Genomic DNA, 17,895 nt, shown 5'->3' on the forward strand with positions numbered 1-17,895 from the left:
TATCAAGGATATCAGGCCAAGGCTAGGAGCTTAGTCATGAAAACCATTTCGTTAGCTGTCGCAACTGGCATCCTGCTGTCGGCCTGCAGCAACTCGCCAACTCAGGCCTCCGGGCAGCAGGAAAACGACCACATAGCTAAGCCAGACATTAAGCTGATTAATTGCGCCGACAATCAACCCAGTTTTCGCTGCGACAACGACCAGCTCTCCAGTATGGCCCGCTTAGTCTGCCAAGACAGGACGCTGGCAACGCTGGACACTCAGCTCGCCCAAGTCTTTCAGGCGGCCAGTGCCAAGGCGGTCAATGAACATCCGCCGCTATTGAAGGCGGAGCAGCGTGGCTGGATCAAGGTACGCGACGAGTGTTGGAAGCGTGACGATGAGCGCCAATGCGTTCATAACAGCTATCAGATGCGGATCGCAGAACTGCAAGCCAGATACCGTCTCATTGACCCTAGCGCCGAGGTGTACTACCAATGCGACGGCATCGCCGCTAAAGAGGTAGTGGTCAGCTATTTCGCCACCGAGCCTGGCACCCTGATCGCCGAGTTTGGCGACAGCGTCTCACTTATGTATCACCAACCCAGCGGTAGTGGTAGCCGCTACGTGGGGCGCAACGAATCGCTTTGGGAACACCAGGGTGAGGCACGCATCACCTGGGGCTACGATGCCAAGCCCATGAACTGTAAGCGCACTCAATCATTATGACGCTACCTCTATTACTAACGGGTCCTCTGCTACGTCATTGCGACGCCGACCATTTCACCCTCTCCCTGGTGACCAGCGAGCCGCTTTCCCAGCTCACCCTCACTTTGGGCGATACTCAGCATTTACTTAGGGGTGATGCCGTAGAATGCCTTGAGTTGGGCAAGAAGGCCTTTTTATACCTGATCTCGCTAAGCCAACCAGGGCTTAACCCTGTGGGGACACGCATCACTTATGAGCTTAGTGACAGTCGCCACGGCCAGATCTTCTCTCAGGTAGAGCAACTCACCTATGGCGACAGCGACAGCCCAGATTTCGTGGTAAAGCCCGAAATAGACAGCTTACTGCACGGTTCCTGTCGTAACCCTCATCACCACAGTAGTGATGCCATGGTCGCCGCCGATACCCTGATTGAAAACGTCCCTGACGTCGCCGAGCGCCCAGCACTGATGATGCTTAGCGGCGATCAGATCTACGTGGACGATGTGGCCGGCCCCATGCTTTATGCCATAGGTAAGACGATAGAAGTCTTAGGCCTTCATGAAGAGGCGTTTCAAGAAGCGCCGCTTACCCATAGCAAGCAGATTAGCTATCATCCGGCGGCGATGTACCAGAGGCACAAGAAGCTACTGCCGCGCACCGAATATCCAGCCGGAAGCGCACTGGTGCGTTGGTATATTAATCACCCCATCTTCACCTCATCGATCGCCGAAAACCATCTTGTGAGCCTGGCCGAAATCGTCGCGCTCTACTTACTCTCCTGGTCACCCGAACTGTGGCAGTTAATAGACATTCCCAAAGAGGTCACGGGTCTGTCCCCCGCTAATCAACAGAGGTGGCAGAAAGAATGGGTACACCTGCTGGAGTTTAAGGCGGGACTGACCAAGGTCAGGCGCCTGATGGCTCATCTGCCGACCTATATGATCTTCGACGATCATGACATCACAGACGACTGGAACCTCACGGCTAAATGGGAGCAAGCGGCCTATGGCCACCCCTTCTCCAAACGCATCATAGGCAATGCCCTGATAGGCTATCTGCTATTTCAGGGGCTGGGAAATCAGAAGGCCAAATTTACCCCTGAGATATTGCCTCAGCTAAAAGAGTTCCTCGAGTCACGTCAGGAGACGCAACACGACGCCCTTATTGAGAGCCTGCTGAGTTTTGAGGGGTGGCATTACAGCCTCAATACGTCACCCAAACTGGTCGTGCTCGATACCCGTACCCAGAGATGGCGCAGCGAATCGAACCTGGCCAAACCATCGGGGCTGATGGATTGGGAGGCCCTGATGGAATTTCAGCAACAACTGGTCGGTCAGGAGAAGGTGATTATCGTCTCGGCCGCGCCCATGTTCGGGGTTAAGTTAATTGAGGCGGTGCAGCGCAGTGCCACCTTTATCGGCGCCTCGCTCTTGGTGGACGCCGAGAACTGGATGGCCCATCCGGGAACGGCCAATACCCTGCTGAGCATCTTCCTGCATCGCAAGACACCGCAGCAGTTTGTGATCCTCTCCGGCGATGTGCACTACTCCTTTGCCTATGACATCGGCATCCGCTTTCGAACCCATAGCCCTAAGATCTATCAGATCACCTGCAGCGGCATCAAAAACCACTTTCCGGAAAAGCTATTGCCGGTTTTCGATAAGTTTAACGGTTGGCTCTATGGTCATTTTTCGCCGCTCAACTGGTTCACCAAGCGCAAACGCATGTCGATTCGCGGCCGCCGCCCCAATGGGCTGCGCAGTCAGCGTCTTATCAACGCCAGCGGAATTGGCCTGGTAAGTTTCGGCAAAGATGGCGCGCCGGCAAAAATTAGCGTGCTACACGGCGACATGAGCACCACAGAATTCCTGCCGCCACGTCAGTCTCGTGACAGCTAACCTTCATCCAGGCTCAGTTCAGGCAGTGTGATGTCGATAAGGCGCCCACTGACCGGGTCCTTAAAGGTGAGCTGCTGCGCCAAAAGTTTCATCGGCCGGGTGATATCCTCTGTCCCTTTTGGCTGTAACTTAGGGTAAAAATTGTCGTTGAGAATTGGCATCCCCAGACTGTTCATATGCAGTCTTAGTTGATGCGTCTTGCCTGAGATCGGCATCAGCTCGAAACGCCCTATCTCCCCTTCGACGCCGATAAGGGCGATCTCCGAATGACTGTTGGGCTCGCCATCGACCACGCACATGATCAAGCTCGGTGTGCCCTTGTCGATGCGATTCTTTACCGTCCAGCGCTTGGGCAGAGTAAGTTTTCCGGCGCGATAATCCGCCAACAGCTCTGGGGTTAACTTAGCCAAGGCCTGATATCGTTTGGTTATTTGACCGTAACGAAATAACCCATGATAGGCATCGCGATGGGCGCTCTGTTTTACCAGTAAGACGATACCCGCGGTAGCGCGATCCAGGCGATGCGCGGCAACCAATTGATCACAGCCGGTTCTTGCTCTCACCCGGTTGACAAGGCATTGATTGATCACGCTGCCGCTAGGGTGCAGTGCCATAAAATGCGGCTTGTTGACCAATACTATCTGCTCATCCTCATAGAGAATGGACTCATCAAAGGGGAGCGGGGCTTCGTTAGCCACTTCGCGATAGTAGTAGACCTTTTGCTGGGGCCGATAGGGAGTGGTGAGATCCAGCAACTCGCCATCTTGCCAATGCACCTTGCCTTGGCTGAATCGTTCACGCCACACGGAAGCAGGGATATTGTCAAAACGTTGGCAAAAATAGTCGAAAACCGTTGCCGGTGGCTGACTTGTTTGGGGTAATGCGATAAAGGAGGCTTGAGCCGCTCGAACCATGACAAAAAGGCCTAATTACACACAGGTCGATATGGTAGCAAAAATTACTCCCAAGATGAGAGCAAATTATACCAATCACAGTAAGTGACTGTTCAAATATAGCGCAGGGAAAACCTTTGAACACTAGGCAGGATTTTCGATAAGCCGTTACTCTACAAACAAAAAAGTAACGCCGTTATCGAGCGTTCTAACAAGCTAGAATGACCTGTTATTGACTAACATTGGTATGATTATCCCGCATGGGACTTAATCAGCTCCAAAACGAAATCCATTGTTTTATGGCAATCTGGCTGATTCACCAGCACCTGCTTGTCGCGATTATAGAGAGGCAAGACCTCAAGCCATCGCTGACTCACCCAGGTCGCATCATCAAGGTGAAGATCGCCATACAGCTGCTGCAGAGAAGGATTAACCAGATAGAACTGCTCCAGAGCGGCACTGATCAGCTCAAACTCCCCTTTGATAGGCTCTTCACGCCAATTGCTACAGCTTAAGGTTCTGGCGATCCAGTTGCCATCACGGCGTTTCGCCGCAGATAAGATTTTAACTCTCTGTTTGCCTTCCAACACTAGGCCAAGGCAGTCATCTTCGAGCTGATGGAAATCGATGATCTCGCACTGTGTTGCCAGTGGATAACAGGGGGGAGTCGCTTGAGGACGGGCCATGGCAAACGCCAACTGGAAGTGACCTTTGAGCACTTCGGCAATCAGAGTCAAGTTGCTAGGGCCAGCCACTCGGATCTCTATTCTGCCATCGGGCAACAGCAGTTCATCGCGGGTGATCAACGCCATCTCTTGAGTCAACATAGCAACCTCCTCCCCCTTGGTCGGTGATCGCCGTGAATACCTAATCAGTGCGATGGAAATTTAACCAAGGAGCAATAATGATAAAGTGTAGCAGTTGTCAAAATTACTGCTTGAAACGCCATTATTGGATCGGCGATGCCATGCCAATCAAAATACCCGGTCCTTCGCTAATTAGACCCACCAAGCGGCCTATTTGTTTCACGCTGTCTTAGTTCCGCCCGTTAGAAAGCGGTAAGATAACGCATAATATCACCGCTTTTTAATACCTTATCCAGATCATCCGCCAACACCTGACTCATCTGCACCGCCTGTTGCCAGTAGCGAATGCGCTCTTCACTACTAAGGCGACTAAAGTCATTTCTGTCGGGTAACTTGCCATAGGGGAGTTGGCTCACATAGTCCTCACTAGGGGCCAGAATTAGCGCATTATCATAGTTACGCTTGGCTCGGCGCCAGGGCAGTGACTTATCGAACCAGCCGGGCAATATCTTGCTGTAGAAGTGGGGATATAGGGTTAATCCAGGCGCATGAGCCAGCGGCAGGTCGAAATGATAATCTGTGATACCGCCATCGTAATAATGGCCTGCAGGCGCCCCATCAATCTGGGTCACTGGCGCCAGCACCCAGGGAATAGAACCTGTAGCGAGTAAAACCTGGCCAATATTGTCACTGGTCAAAGCGAGGTGGCGACCCGGCAGGTCCTTAAGCTCACGATAGGGCGACATAGCATCGCTGCAACCAAACAGATAGCGCTCAAAATGCCACCCCAGAGTACGCCGACTGAGCAGGTTACTCATGGCCGTAGTGGCAAGCCCAGCGCCCAAGGCCGCTGGATGGGAAAGCCGATTAAGATGACGGCCCCGACAGGCGATAAAATGACTCTTAATCACAGGGTTGGCCACAATATCGGCTCCCTGCTGCTCGCCCAAGATACCAGAGACTATGCCAGCAACCTTAGCCGACACCTCTTGCGCCGTGGGCTTAGTGTCATAACGCTGGCCGATATATTCTCGCTCCAGCCTTTCATAGGCCGCCAGTGGCTCTTGCTGCGCCAAGCAGGCCAAACGCCAGGCGCCAGAGGAGGCGCCCAGAGTATAAAGCGGCGTCTCTCTCGCCTTAAAAAAAGTACCGAACAGGTATTTATCCAGCGCGGCAATCCCCAGCCATTTTGGGCCTCCCGAGGCCGCCAGCACCTGAGTAAAGAGCTCGGGCTTCAACCCCTGATCGGCGATCTGACGATAGGCCTTTGGCCCGGCAAGAAAACGTAACTTAAGCACCTAACTCGGCTCCCTGATTTTATCTGTGCATATGCTCTCGGCCATTCTATAAGAATTGCACTAAACTTGTCAGGGCGATTAAAATAGGCTCGTAACAGGAGGTTACAGAGGAAAAAATGGAAGAAATCTTAACAATCAGGCCCTATCAAACACTCGCCTACGTCATCATGACGCTGACGGTCTGCCTAATATTGGTCAAATCTTTACTCTTGCCCTCACAAGAGGAGATAGTGTTTATCGGCTACAGCCTAGCTCTGCTTGCCTGGTCAAGCGCGTTGCTAAAACAGCAGATTATTTTCACCCAACACGCCGTTCGTTTCCTCAATATTCCCCTCGACGATCAAGGTGCCCTTGGCAATGATCCCTACATAACCTATACAGATATCATTGCTTGCCGTGTTGCACCCACAGGGATCGTGATAACCACCCAGGCAAAGACGCTCAAGGTTAATCTGTCTCTCAGTGCCAAGCGCCTGGCTGAGCTAAAACAGGCGTTTAGTGCTCACGGTATCCGGCTCAATAAGGATATCAGTCTAAGCCAAACCTAGCCTAAGCCGCAGGCACTAGCATAAGGGGCAGTATGCAGCAGACCAACGCCGCCGCAACCTGTATAACCAACTCGATAATCAAAGCCTGCATCGCCGTGGGATTTTCATTTTTACTTCTGGGATGCCAGCGGGCCAAGGATGTCGATTATCTTTGGCAAGATTACGGCCAACGTCTCTCTAATGTGATTGAACGCCCCTACACGGCCGCTGACTTTGTTCCTCAGCAGATAAGCAGACCTAAACCAGTTACCCGCCCATCGCAGACCATCTCTATCTTAGAAACCCTCTCTCTGAGTCATTGTCAGCTTGGCACCTTAATAGCCGACCACAACAGTACGCTCGGCAAGGTCGCCCCACCGAGTCAGCAATTCATCTACCAAATACGCTTTATTCAACTGGCCCCCGCCTGCATCGACACCTTAGAGGCCGGTCCGCTAAGGCATGAACTGATACAGGCCCTCAAGCAGAAACAAGATGGAGCGATGGAAGACTTCAACCGAGTTCTGACCAGAGACAGGAGCATCACCCAGAGCCTCTTCATCGGCTACGACTCCTTGGTGCTCGACAAGACGCGAGCAGGGCGTTTCGAGCTCGAATCGGCGCTGGGTCAACTGCTTGATATTAAGCGCGCGATAGCACAGCAAGCGTGGCAGCAGATAGACACCAAGCAGATTGAACCTACCCTGGCGTTACTAGCCCACCAATCTCTGCTACCCAAGTATCTGCGCTCCCTAAGCTACAGCCAAGCCCAGCTAGTTGCCCTCAATGATTATTTAACAGAACATGCCGCCTCGATCACCTGTCGGCCAAGCCATGCCAACCACAAGCAAGAGATACTGCAAAATGTGTTTCACAAATTCTATCTTGCTCAGATCCAGGCCTATCTGTCACAACTTAACCAGCTGCACTATCGTCTGAACGAGCCGCTGCTGGCGCTCTTTGAAGGCAGCAGTTATCAGGGCTTTATCGAACTGCATTTCGGCGAACAGCAAGACGCTCTGCCTGCAAAGCTTAAGGCGCAGATGCGCAGGCACGTCAAATGGTGGCAAGCATTCAGAGAGAGCTGTAATATTCCCCAGCCAAACCGCTAGGGCTGTACTTATCCAGCCACAGAGGCTACCTTGCCGCTCGAAAAGACTGCTACACTATCCCTCTCTCAAACCAAAGCTGCTATCACACCAGAGCTTGCTTCAACCTAGGCGACCGCAGATCATGATCCTGGATACCTTAGACAACCTGGCACACTACACCCACCTAGGGCCACGTATTGCCACAGCCTTGCAACACCTAAAAGAGACAGATTTCACTCAGCTGCCCGTTGGCAACTATGAGCTGGATGGCAAAGATATTTTTGTTATCGTCAACGACTATGAAACTAAGCCCAGAGAGGTCGAGCCTTTCGAGGTGCACCGTAAATATATCGACGTGCAGTATGTGGTCAGTGGTGAAGAGGAATTTGGCTATCTGCCGCTAGCAGATCAGACCCCATCAAAACCTTACTATGACAAACACGACTACGCCGAGTACGACTATGAGTCCAACAAGGAGGCTGCCGCCTTTATCCCCTTGAAGGCAGGGATGTTTGCGCTGTTTTTCCCTCAGGATATGCACATGCCCGGCACCTCGGCGACACCGCAAAAGGTGAGAAAGGTCGTGATCAAGGTAAGAATATAGCCCCTTGCTGACGCCCGCTGTGATTGCGGGCGTTTTGCACTCCCCCACAGCCAGTCTCCCGATACAAAATGTAACCAAGCTCCACTCTTTGGCCCGCTACCTCTTGTATTAGCTCGCCAGCCCTCTTTACCTGCCTTATCGATAAACGGCACTCACGCCAAGGGTGTCGAAGAGCAAAAACATGATCTTGATCAATACTCACAAACTGCTAATATAGCCGCATCGAATTACATATAGCTTTTTGTTATATGGGAATTTTTTCTAATAATAAAAACAGCAAAAGCGAGTACCCCATGCATCCCAGCCCTGCACTTAGTCAGATCTACCTCGACGCCAACGCGACCACTCCGGTATTGCCCCAAGCCGCTAAAGCAGCCCTGGGCGCGATGGAAGAGCTGTTTGGCAACCCGTCCAGCAGCCATATCACAGGCCTTAAAGCCAAAAGCCTGATGGAGCAGACGCGCCTGCGCGCCAAACAGATTCTTGGCAGTGGTCAAGGTAAGATCATCTTTACCAGTGGCGCCACCGAAGGCATACAGACTGCCATTCTCTCCGCCCTCATCAAGGCTAAGGCCAGCCTGGATCCCAACAAGCAATACAGCTTGTTATACGGTGCGACCGAACATAAGGCAGTGCCCAACTCTCTGGCTCACTGGAACCAACTGCTGGAGATCGGCGCCGAGGTCAAGGCGATTCCCGTCGATGACAAAGGCGCGCTGGATCTCGACTTCATCGCCAAAGAGGTGCCCAATGCCTTGATGATCTGCACCATGGCGGTCAATAACGAAACCGGGGTATATCAGGACCTTAACGCACTCGATAGCTGCATACGTCAGCATAACCCTGAAGTGTTTTGGATGGTGGACTGCGTTCAGGCTTTGGGCAAACGTCCTCTGACACTGGCGCAAACCAGCATAGATTACGCGCCCTTTAGCGGCCATAAACTCTATGCGCCTAAAGGCATAGGCTTCGTTTATATTCGTGACGGCGCCCCCTTTACCCCTTTTATCGCCGGTGGCGGTCAAGAGGGTGGCCTGCGCTCAGGCACGGAAAACTTGCCGGGTATGGCGGCGCTTAACCAAGTGTTTGCCATGTTACTCGCCGAACAAGACACTCCCTTCCATAGCGGGGAACGTCTGGAGCAATACCGTCAGCAACTGGCTCAGGCGCTGTTAAATGCCTTCCCTACACTGGTGTTCAACCACAGCTTCGATAACAGTGTGCCCACCACCTTGAACTTCGCCGTGCCGGGTTTTAGCAGCAAGGAGATCATGGATCTGTTCGACGCCGCCAATATCCGCGTCAGCTCAGGATCGGCATGCAGCTCAAAAGTGACTCGCAGCTTCGTGCTTGATGCCATGGGTCTGCCCGCCTGGCAGAGTGAATCCGCCATTCGTCTCTCTTTCGGTCCGGCCATGACACAGCTTGAGGTGGATCAGGCCTGTGAGCGTATTCAATCGGCCGCTAACGCATTAGGCAATAGCTGCCTGACCCTGAGCACGGATGATGTCTCTACAGATAAAAAACCACTTAACGGCTTAGTCCAGCTCAAATCTGGCTCCAGCTGTAGCTGGATCTACGCCGATCAACAGAGCAAACAGGCCGTGGTGATCGATCCCCTGCCTGAGCTCGGTCAGCGTATCGATACCCTGCTGCAATGCCAGCAGTTGTCGCCTATCGCCTTTATCGACACCCACGGCCATGCCGATCACGTCTCGGGACGTGTGGAGTTGGCGGCCCGCTATCTGCCTGAACAGACAAGTGATCATCTTGGCTGGCCAGCGACGCATCAGATCACTGAGATCGGTGCCAGACCAGCTCAGTCACTGTCGCTGGGCCAGCTCTCTCTGGTAAAGGTGGCAACCCCAGGTCATACCAAAGACAGTATCAGCCTGCTGCTATGTTCAGCCGAAGGCGAAGTGCTCTACGCCTTCTGTGGCGATCTGGTCTTAATGGGCAGTTTGGGGCGCACCAACTTCGACAGCAGCTGCGCCAAACAGATGTACAACAGCCTCAAGCTACTGCACAGCCTGGTAGGCGATAACACACTACTGTGCCCAAGCCACGACTATAACAACGAGTTCACCACCAGCTTCGCCGCCGAATTTAGGGTTAACCCGCTCCTGAATGAGGTGATCAACGGCACCATCACCATGGCGCAGTTTGAGCAGCAAAAGGCGAGGCTCGACACGCATCTAAAAGATGAGGCTGGCAGCGAGATCATCTGCGGTGCCTATACCGGCGGATGCAGTAAAGCTAAGGTGAAAGAGTACGACAGCCAGACGCTAAACCAGCAAGTAGGCAGCTCACCCAACCTTAAATTGCTCGATATTCGCGAACCCCATGAATATGCCCTGCAACATGAACTGGGGACCCTTGGGCAGCAAACCATTAACGTCCCCATGACACGTCTGGTGCAGTTTGTTCAAGAAAACCAGCTAGATAGAGAGGCTCAATGGGTATTGGTCTGTCGTAGCGGCAGTCGCTCACTGGTGGCAGCCCAAGCCCTACATCGCCTGGGCTTTAACAACATCGCCCACCTTAAAGGCGGCTATGCGTTAAGCGACAACTAAATTAAAGCCCGCCCTCGCCTGACAGGCAGAAAAAAACCGCATCCCTAAAAGATGCGGTTTTTTATTTGGCTTAGACCCAAGCAGACTAGAAATAGTAGCCGAAGTTGATGTTAAAGCGCTTGTTGGTGCCGCCGTCGCCCACCATGGAGCCACCAATGAAAGGCTGGTTTTGAGCCACAACAAAATCGAAATAGGTGTAGAGACCACCCGCAGTGACCGCCACCCCGGTGACATTCATGAAGGTATCTTCCTGCCCTGTGGGTTTATCTGTGATTAACGAATAGTCGTTATAGAAGGTCAAGTTTGATACAGGCCCCCACTTAACAGGCAGGCTATAGGCCAAGTCGGCAACATAACTGGTTGCCTCGGCAGGAATCGAGTCATAAAAGGCGTAGGCCGCCACCACCATACGCTCCACATCCATGCCATCAACATCATACTTGTAATCGGTCAGCTGTAACTTCAGATTCCAGCGATCATAGTTGAGTACACCATGCAGCGCTGCCGCCATCTGGTCGCCATCTGTACCATTTTCAATTTCAAGTTGTCCTACCTGACCCGAGACACCTAGCTCAAAACTCCCGCCATCAAACATGAAGTTGTGGCTGTAACGAGCGTTGAAGGTGTTCTTCTCGCCGGCGGCATAGCCATCGGTTGGCGCATCATAAATCCCCTCGCCTGCGAGGCGAACACCAACAACATCGTAGGCATATCTATGGGTGCGATCCGATACATAACCGTCCAGACCACCTTGCTCATCATTCTTATAGAAGGCTAAGTCTAATCGATTGCTGTCACTCTTATAGGTGTAGTTAAGTCCCAGATCGTAATCATCTTCCAGGCCTAAGTAGAAATTAGAGCTAAAGAAATAGTTATTAGACGCGTAGGTTAAGATACCGAAAGGCACCTGAGTCACCCCTATCTTTCCCTGTTGCTCATCATCAAAGTTATAACCTACCCAGGCATGATGAATCACATTCATATACTCGAACCAACGATACTGGGCGGAAAAAATCACGTCATCCAGATTACCGTTTACATCGATACGAAAGAGATCAAAGTCGAAGTCACCACCGCGATCGGTATTGGCATCGGAATAATCCTCATAGGAGTATTGGAAACGGGCTGCGCCGCCAAACTTAATCGACTTATCCATCTCCTCCTTTTCAGGGGCTTGTTCCTTTTCGGCTTCCAACTGCTCAATGCGCGCCTTCAGCGCCTTAAGCTCTTCGTCCACTGTGGTGGCACTGGCATTGGCACACAAAGCCATTGCGATACAGCTAGCTGCAAGTGTATAGCGAATCATCATTCATCCTCTCAGGTTTAACTTATTATTCTGCTTTCGTGCTGCCATTTGCATCTTGAGTAGAGAAACTGGCCAAGAGTTCAGCCAAAGGGACACAGCTAAATACAAGCAATGCCGAATTAAGTGAAGTCGCCATGAGGGCGTCACACCGAACAAACTCCAAGGCTAACTAACACCCAACTGTAATGATCAGTACTCAAACTATGAAAATGATTAGAATTATTATTAGTGGCAACATATAGGCAACCCGCAGTCAAAAACAGCGGATTACTCAAAGCATTAGAGGCTTAAACTTAACACAAACCACTCATAATTAACAGGGAACACATGCTTTAGCCCGTATAAAGCGATCATGTAATCGAGCCGTATAGTTACGACTCAAACAAAATAATCATATGAAACACTAAACAAGATAAAGCAGATAAGTGAACCTCAAAAAAGCGCGGCGTCCTGCCGCGCGTGGCAATCAGGGCAAGGGCATCTTATCGCTCAGCCCACAGGTTAGGGATGAACCGAAACGACAAGGCACCTTTTGCTCCCACTGGATGTCACGAAAGAGACTTAACCACGATGACAAACTGAAAACATCGCTGTCTCCGGCCCTCCCTGGCCCCTTGAAACGCTAAATTCAGGATCAAATCGGCTAATCTAAGGCATCTAACGCCTTGCTACCCTGGACGGCCTTAGTCTCATAGAGCCAGCGATACAGGGTTGGCAAGATCAATAGTGTCAGGGCGGTAGAGCTAAACAGGCCGCCTATGATCACCACCGCCAGCGGCTTTTGGATCTCGCTGCCGACACCGCTCGATAGCAAGATAGGGATCAGGCCCAGCGCCGAGGTCAGCGCCGTCATCAGCACGGGGCGAAGACGTCCCACAGTGCCTTCATACACGCTGATATAGAGGGCTTCTCCCGCGGCCCGCCTCTGGTTAATGGAATCCACCAACACCACGCCGTTGAGTACCGCCACCCCAAACAGAGTGATAAAGCCGATAGAGCTAGGCACTGACAGATAAGTGCCACTGACGTAGAGGGCCACCACGCCGCCGATCAGTGCCAGCGGCACGTTAGCCATGATCAGGCCCACCTGCTTGATGGAACCGAAGGAGAAGTAAAGCAACAGGGCGATCAGGGCGATCGAGATGGGCACCACCAGCATCAGCTTCTGCTGAGCCCGCTGCTGGTTCTCATACTGGCCGCCGACCACAACCGTGTATCCCGGCGGCAGATCCGCCTGAGGCACTATGGCGTAGATATCCTTGACCACTGACCCCATGTCGCGTCCCGACACGTTGGCCTGCACCACTACTCGGCGCTGCACATCGTCGCGGCGGATGTTAGGCGGCGCCATCTCGACCACCACATCGGCCACCTCACCCAGGCGCACGGTGGCCCCGTTTACGCCGCTCAGCAGCAGATCCTCCAGCGCATCGGGCGCACTACGATATTGGCTCGCCAGGCGTACATTGATATCGTATCTGGCGTTACCGTCGATCACCTGCCCGGCACTGACGCCGCCGATCCCCTGACTCACCAGGCTCATCACCTCATCGACGCTAATACCATAGCGGGCCAGCAGGTCCCGCTTGGGACGCACCACCAGCTGAGCCTCGCCAGACACCTGCTCCAAAGAGACATCGACCGCGCCCTCTATGCTAGACACCAAGTCACTAAGTGCCTGCCCCTTGCTAGACAACACTTCGAGATCCGGTCCAAACAGCTTGATCGCCAGCTGCGCCTTTACCCCAGAGAGCAACTCATCGACACGGGTAGCGATGGGCTGAGAGAAGGTAAACAGCAGGCCGGGGAAGACGCTTAACTTCTCTTCCATCAAGCGCTGCAACTCGAGACGGGTCTCGGCGTGTTGCCACTCATCGATCGGCTTTAGGCCGATATAGATCTCTATGTTGCTGACAGGCTCAGGATCGCCCCCCAGCTCTGGCGCGCCGATACGGCTCAGGGCATAGTCCACCTCGGGAAAGCCCATCAAGATGGCTTCGAGCTTGGGCGCCACGTCTAATGAAGTGCTTAGGCTAGCTGTAGGCGCCAGGGTGACACGCAAGTTGATGGTGCCCTCCTCAAGCTCGGGCACAAACTCTGTGCCAAGTCTTGGCAGCAGCGCCATGCTAAAACCAAACAAGCCTATTGCCAGCAAGAGCACCGACTTGGGCCTGCCCATGGTGGCACTAAGTAACTTACGATAAACCGCCTCCACCGGCTTAAGGACAGGGCTCTCCCTCAGGGTAACACCGCGCCTAAAGGCGCCTGGTTGAAACAAGAATACCGCCAGGGCAGGCACGGCAATCAAGGCGACAAACAGCGCCGCCACCATGGCCAGAATGATACTCACCGCCATAGGCTGAAACAGCTTGCCCTCAACCCCTTCCAGCGCAAACAGCGGCGCAAACACCACTATGATGATGGCGGTGGCGAAGAAGATAGGACTACACACCTCCTTGGCGGCCAGCATCACCCTTGAGGCGGTACTGCTAAGATCCCCAGGGTCTCGCTCTTTATCCTGATTTAAATGCCGCTTGTCTGGCTGGGTGAGGTGCTTAAAAATATTCTCCACCATCACCACTGAGCCATCCACCAGCATACCGATAGCCACCGCCAGCCCACCGAGGGACATCAGGTTGGCCGACATGCCAAAGTAGGCCATCACCATCAGCGCCAAGCCGATAGAGACAGGAATAGAGAGCAGCACCAATGCCGTTGCGCGAAGGTTCACCAAAAACAGCGCCAGGATCACAACGATAAACACAAAGGCCATTAAGAGGGCATCGCGCACCGTCTCTACCGCCTTATTGACCAGATCGGCCTGGTCGTAAAATACCTCGAAGGAGACACCTTTAGGCAGCGCCTGCTCTATCATGGCGGTCCGCGCCGAGATATCGTCTATGGTCGCCTTAGTGTTGGCGCCCATGCGTTTAAGCACCACACCGGCAACCACCTCGCCCAGCGCCTGTGGCGTTCCAGCATCGTCGCGGCGGGTCATGGTAACGGCGCCCACCCGTATCTCGGCGCCGAACTCCACCTTGGCGATATCCCCCACCCGTACTGGGGTACCGCCCACCTCGGCGAGAGGGATCTGGGCGATCGCCACCAGGCCTGCCTTACCCGGAGGTAATAGGCCATAGCCACGAACTACCAGCTGCTCCTGGCCCTGATCCATAAACCAGCCACCGGCGTTACGGTTATTGCTCTCCAGCGCCTGGGTCACCTGGGCCATCGACAAACCATAGCTGCGCAGTTTATTGGGCTCTATCTGCACCTGATATTGGCGAACCTCCCCGCCGAAGGAGAGCACGTCGGTCACGCCGCCCACCGGCATCAGGATAAGTTTTACCAGATAGTCATTAAGGCTTCTCAGCTCGGCGGCATCGATCCCCGACTCGGGCGTGGCCCGCAGTATGTACTGATAGATCTGGCCGAGTCCCGAGGTGTTAGGGCCAATTTCCGGCACCCCAACGCCATCGGGGATCATCTCCCTCGCCGCCTGCAACTGCTCGAACACCTGCTGACGGGCAAAGTAGATATCAGTGCCCTCGGCAAACACCACGGTCACAATTGAGAGCCCCGTACGCGACAAAGAGCGCACCTCGGTCACAGATGGCAGGGCATACATGGCCGATTCCACCGGATAACTGATCAGCTTTTCCACCTCCTCGGCCGCCAGCCCCTCGGCGGCGGTGTTGACCGTCACCTGCACGTTAGTGACATCGGGAAAGGCATCGAGGTTGAGCTTAGGTAAGATGACAACACTGGCAATCACACCACACAGCAGCGCCAGCGCCACCAGAAGACGATTGCGAATCGCGCCATCGATAAGTTTCTGCAGCATAAGAACGACCTCTTAGTGGTTGTGAATATCGAAACCTGACTTGGCCTGCTCAGAGGCTAAGAAAAAGGCGCCGGAAACCACCACCCGCATCTCAGGGCGTAAGCCTTCCACCAGATTCATGCCACGTTGGCGCTCACTCACCTCGACCTCGACGGCCTCGAAACCATCTCCCTCTTCGATAAACACCTGCCAGTCACCGTCCCCGCCTCGGGTCAGCGCCGCATCGGGTAATATCACCCCACCCTGACTATCATCAGCTAGATAGATCTCGGCAAACTGTCCGGCGTGGAGCACATGACCGGGATTGGCGAAGGCCACCAAGATCTGCTCGGTACGAGTGGTGCTGTCAATCTCATGGGAGCGACCAATCACCTCGGCCTCCAGAGTGAAATCCCCCACCTTCACCAGCGCCTTGCTGCCGACCTTGATCTGCTGAGATTGGGTCGGTGTCACCTGAGCCTCTACCCAGAGATGAGACTCATCGGTAAGCTGCATCAAGGCCGTGCCGCCGCTGAACACCTGCCCCCGCATGGCAACATCTTGCTGCACACGACCATCGATAGGCGCCAACAGCTGATAGCTGCCAATATTTTCTGGGTCGGACTCCAGCGCCTTGATCTGCTCAGGTGTCATCTTGAGGGCACTCAAGATAGCGCGCTTAAGCTCGGCATCGACCTGCGCCTGCTGGCGATGACTGGCACTCACCGCACTCTGACTCATGCGTTTAACCCGGCTCCATTCGGCGGCGGCATTGATATGATCCGCCTGGGCCTGGGCCACCGCGGCGCCGCCCAGTGTCAACAGGGGCTGGCCCTTCTTGACCTCTTGGCCCGGCACCACATGGCGCGCCAGTACGCGCACATCCAGCTGGGGCGCCAGGGTAATGGTGCGATCTCTGTCGACCACTAAGGTTGCGGTGGCCACAGCCGCCAGGCTAAAGCCTTGGGTACTGACGGACGTCACCTCAATACCGGCCAACAGACGCTGCTCCTGAGTCAGCACCAGCTCACTACCGTGAGTCTCCTCGTCGCCTGGTATCTGTGACGCCTGAGCGCTGACAGGCTTAGCTGCATGATCATGGCCTTCGGCCCCGAGTACCACACCGCCAAGTGCCGTCATGGTCATCAAACCGCCAAAGGCCATGGCGCGCCCTAGAGATGGCAAGGGCAACAAGGTGCTTTTACTTGATTGATTTTTCATATTTTCACCTACCGCCCTAAACCTAAGACGCTGTTTATCTGATGCTGCAAAGACGCATTGAGCGACACGCTCTGATTCATCCAATATTGAAAGCCAATCTTGTTGATCTGCGGCAGCGGTGCCGGAGCCATTTCGCCAGGTGAGGCGTGCAGGAGGATGCTCCACAAGGCGCCAGGCAGTGTGGTGGTGATTAAGGTTTTTCTCATTGCAATTCCTAATCTTAAGGAACAGGCGTCATGTCACGGCGAGCCAAGGACCCAATGGCCTGTCGGCATCGCTAATACAAGTAGTGATATGTGGCATGAAAACGCCCGATAAAAACAGAGACCCACCAGCCCAAGTCATAAAACACTCGGTCTGAAGAGATTATTTTTTAACGGCTTAAGATAGTGAAATTGGCGGGCGATAGGCCGCTTGTGGGACGGGAGGAAGATAATGCAATCTGGCACTGGCGGGCTCATCGCTCACAGGCACAGAAGGCACCCAGGCTAGCTGAGACACTAAGGTGACATGGCCGCCATGACATTGGCAGTCTAAGCAAAGGTCAAAGGTCTGAGTCTCAGTCTTGCTGATCTGATGTTGATGTGGCGTCTCAAGCTCTGGCTCATCGAAGCCAAACTGGCAATCGACACACTGCTGCAGACTCACCACTTCGGCAGTAAACTGCAGATGGGGATGGGTTTCGCTCTCCTCTTCGTGGCTGCCAAGATGCAGTTGATGCGCACCCAGGTTTGCCCCTGCAAATTGCAGTGCTACCACGGCGATCATCATCAAGGCTAACTTGTGAACCAGTTGACGAAAGAAGAGACTCAAGCAAACTCCAAGGAAAAAGCGTAAAAAGGTCTAATAATCAGACTAAAGGGGTGACAAATAGTTCCATTGCCTCCCCTCTCCTTGATAGGACATTCGCCCCATCATTCTAGCCAGATCACACTCGAGGCATTACTTAAATACGCAGTGCTTGGTGTAATCGGCCGCTTCGTTAGCGCTCCAGTCACCCTTAGGCTTATCTTCCATCTGTTTACACCACTTTTCGCTACCGACTTCGGGAGCACAACCAGAGAGCGACGCCATAAGTGTCAGAGCTAGCGCGGCAGACGTCAAAGAGAGTGAAGATTTCAACATGGGGTATTTCCTTAAGGGTCTTAGATTATGAGATTACGAGTCC

The 17,895-nt window shown here is 53.5% G+C and carries 15 protein-coding genes; 6 read left to right on the forward strand and 9 right to left on the reverse strand.

Features of this window, described 5'->3' with window-relative positions; all coding sequences use genetic code 11:
* Positions 1–36 precede the first annotated feature (36 nt).
* Positions 37–708, forward strand: coding sequence for an MliC family protein (locus NY07_RS11260; RefSeq protein ID WP_081953823.1), 672 nt, complete (start codon positions 37–39; stop codon positions 706–708).
* Positions 705–2,585, forward strand: coding sequence for an alkaline phosphatase D family protein (locus NY07_RS11265; RefSeq protein WP_033539458.1), 1,881 nt, complete (start codon positions 705–707; stop codon positions 2,583–2,585). Before NY07_RS11260 ends, NY07_RS11265 begins: the two co-directional genes overlap by 4 nt.
* On the opposite strand, the gene NY07_RS11270 is transcribed toward NY07_RS11265, so the two are convergent.
* From NY07_RS11270 to NY07_RS11280, 3 genes are all read right to left on the reverse strand, one after another.
* Positions 2,582–3,499, reverse strand: a complete 918-nt coding sequence (locus tag NY07_RS11270) for a pseudouridine synthase (RefSeq protein ID WP_033539459.1) — start codon at positions 3,497–3,499, stop codon at positions 2,582–2,584. The two genes, NY07_RS11265 and NY07_RS11270, sit on opposite strands and share 4 nt — an antisense overlap.
* 230 nt (positions 3,500–3,729) lie before the next feature.
* Entirely contained in the window at positions 3,730–4,305 is a 576-nt protein-coding gene (locus tag NY07_RS11275; protein ID WP_033539460.1) for an LON peptidase substrate-binding domain-containing protein, read from the reverse strand.
* A 221-nt stretch (positions 4,306–4,526) separates the two neighbouring features.
* Positions 4,527–5,582, reverse strand: coding sequence for an alpha/beta hydrolase (locus NY07_RS11280; protein WP_033539461.1), 1,056 nt, complete (start codon positions 5,580–5,582; stop codon positions 4,527–4,529).
* 116 nt (positions 5,583–5,698) lie between these two features.
* On the opposite strand from NY07_RS11280, the gene NY07_RS11285 reads away from it, so the two are divergent.
* The 4 genes from NY07_RS11285 (at position 5,699) to NY07_RS11300 (ending at position 10,377) form a co-directional block, all read left to right on the forward strand.
* Positions 5,699–6,130, forward strand: coding sequence for a hypothetical protein (locus tag NY07_RS11285; RefSeq protein ID WP_033539462.1), 432 nt, complete (start codon positions 5,699–5,701; stop codon positions 6,128–6,130).
* A gap of 32 nt (positions 6,131–6,162) precedes the next feature.
* Positions 6,163–7,221 (forward strand): DUF3080 family protein, encoded by a 1,059-nt coding sequence (locus tag NY07_RS11290; RefSeq protein WP_033539463.1) that lies wholly within the window; start codon positions 6,163–6,165, stop codon positions 7,219–7,221.
* Positions 7,222–7,342: 121 nt separating this feature from the next.
* On the forward strand, positions 7,343–7,804 hold the full coding sequence (locus tag NY07_RS11295) for a YhcH/YjgK/YiaL family protein (protein ID WP_033539464.1): 462 nt from the start codon (positions 7,343–7,345) through the stop codon (positions 7,802–7,804).
* Positions 7,805–8,097: 293 nt separating this feature from the next.
* The gene (locus tag NY07_RS11300; protein WP_033539465.1) at positions 8,098–10,377 is read left to right on the forward strand and encodes an aminotransferase class V-fold PLP-dependent enzyme; all 2,280 of its coding nucleotides are present in this window, start codon (positions 8,098–8,100) and stop codon (positions 10,375–10,377) included.
* An 85-nt stretch (positions 10,378–10,462) separates the two neighbouring features.
* Here the strand turns inward: NY07_RS11300 and NY07_RS11305 are convergent, their stop codons facing one another.
* The 6 genes from NY07_RS11305 to NY07_RS11330 form a co-directional block, all read right to left on the reverse strand.
* Positions 10,463–11,683 carry a hypothetical protein gene (locus tag NY07_RS11305; RefSeq protein WP_033539527.1) on the reverse strand — a complete coding sequence of 407 codons (1,221 nt, stop codon included), beginning with the start codon at positions 11,681–11,683 and terminating at the stop codon, positions 10,463–10,465.
* A 643-nt stretch (positions 11,684–12,326) separates the two neighbouring features.
* Positions 12,327–15,527, reverse strand: a complete 3,201-nt coding sequence (locus NY07_RS11310) for an efflux RND transporter permease subunit (RefSeq protein WP_033539466.1) — start codon at positions 15,525–15,527, stop codon at positions 12,327–12,329.
* Between the two features lie 12 nt (positions 15,528–15,539).
* Positions 15,540–16,727, reverse strand: coding sequence for an efflux RND transporter periplasmic adaptor subunit (locus NY07_RS11315; RefSeq protein WP_033539467.1), 1,188 nt, complete (start codon positions 16,725–16,727; stop codon positions 15,540–15,542).
* Positions 16,728–16,735: 8 nt separating this feature from the next.
* On the reverse strand, positions 16,736–16,933 hold the full coding sequence (locus NY07_RS11320; protein ID WP_033539468.1) for a hypothetical protein: 198 nt from the start codon (positions 16,931–16,933) through the stop codon (positions 16,736–16,738).
* A gap of 175 nt (positions 16,934–17,108) precedes the next feature.
* Positions 17,109–17,540 (reverse strand): hypothetical protein, encoded by a 432-nt coding sequence (locus NY07_RS11325; protein ID WP_033539469.1) that lies wholly within the window; start codon positions 17,538–17,540, stop codon positions 17,109–17,111.
* Positions 17,541–17,669: 129 nt separating this feature from the next.
* Positions 17,670–17,852: a DUF3012 domain-containing protein gene (locus NY07_RS11330; protein WP_033539470.1), complete on the reverse strand. Its 183-nt coding sequence runs from the start codon at positions 17,850–17,852 to the stop codon at positions 17,670–17,672.
* Between the last annotated feature and the right edge of the window lie 43 nt (positions 17,853–17,895).

Origin of the sequence: Shewanella sp. ECSMB14101, assembly GCF_000773485.1 — a bacterium.
Lineage (GTDB): Bacteria > Pseudomonadota > Gammaproteobacteria > Enterobacterales > Shewanellaceae > Shewanella > Shewanella marisflavi.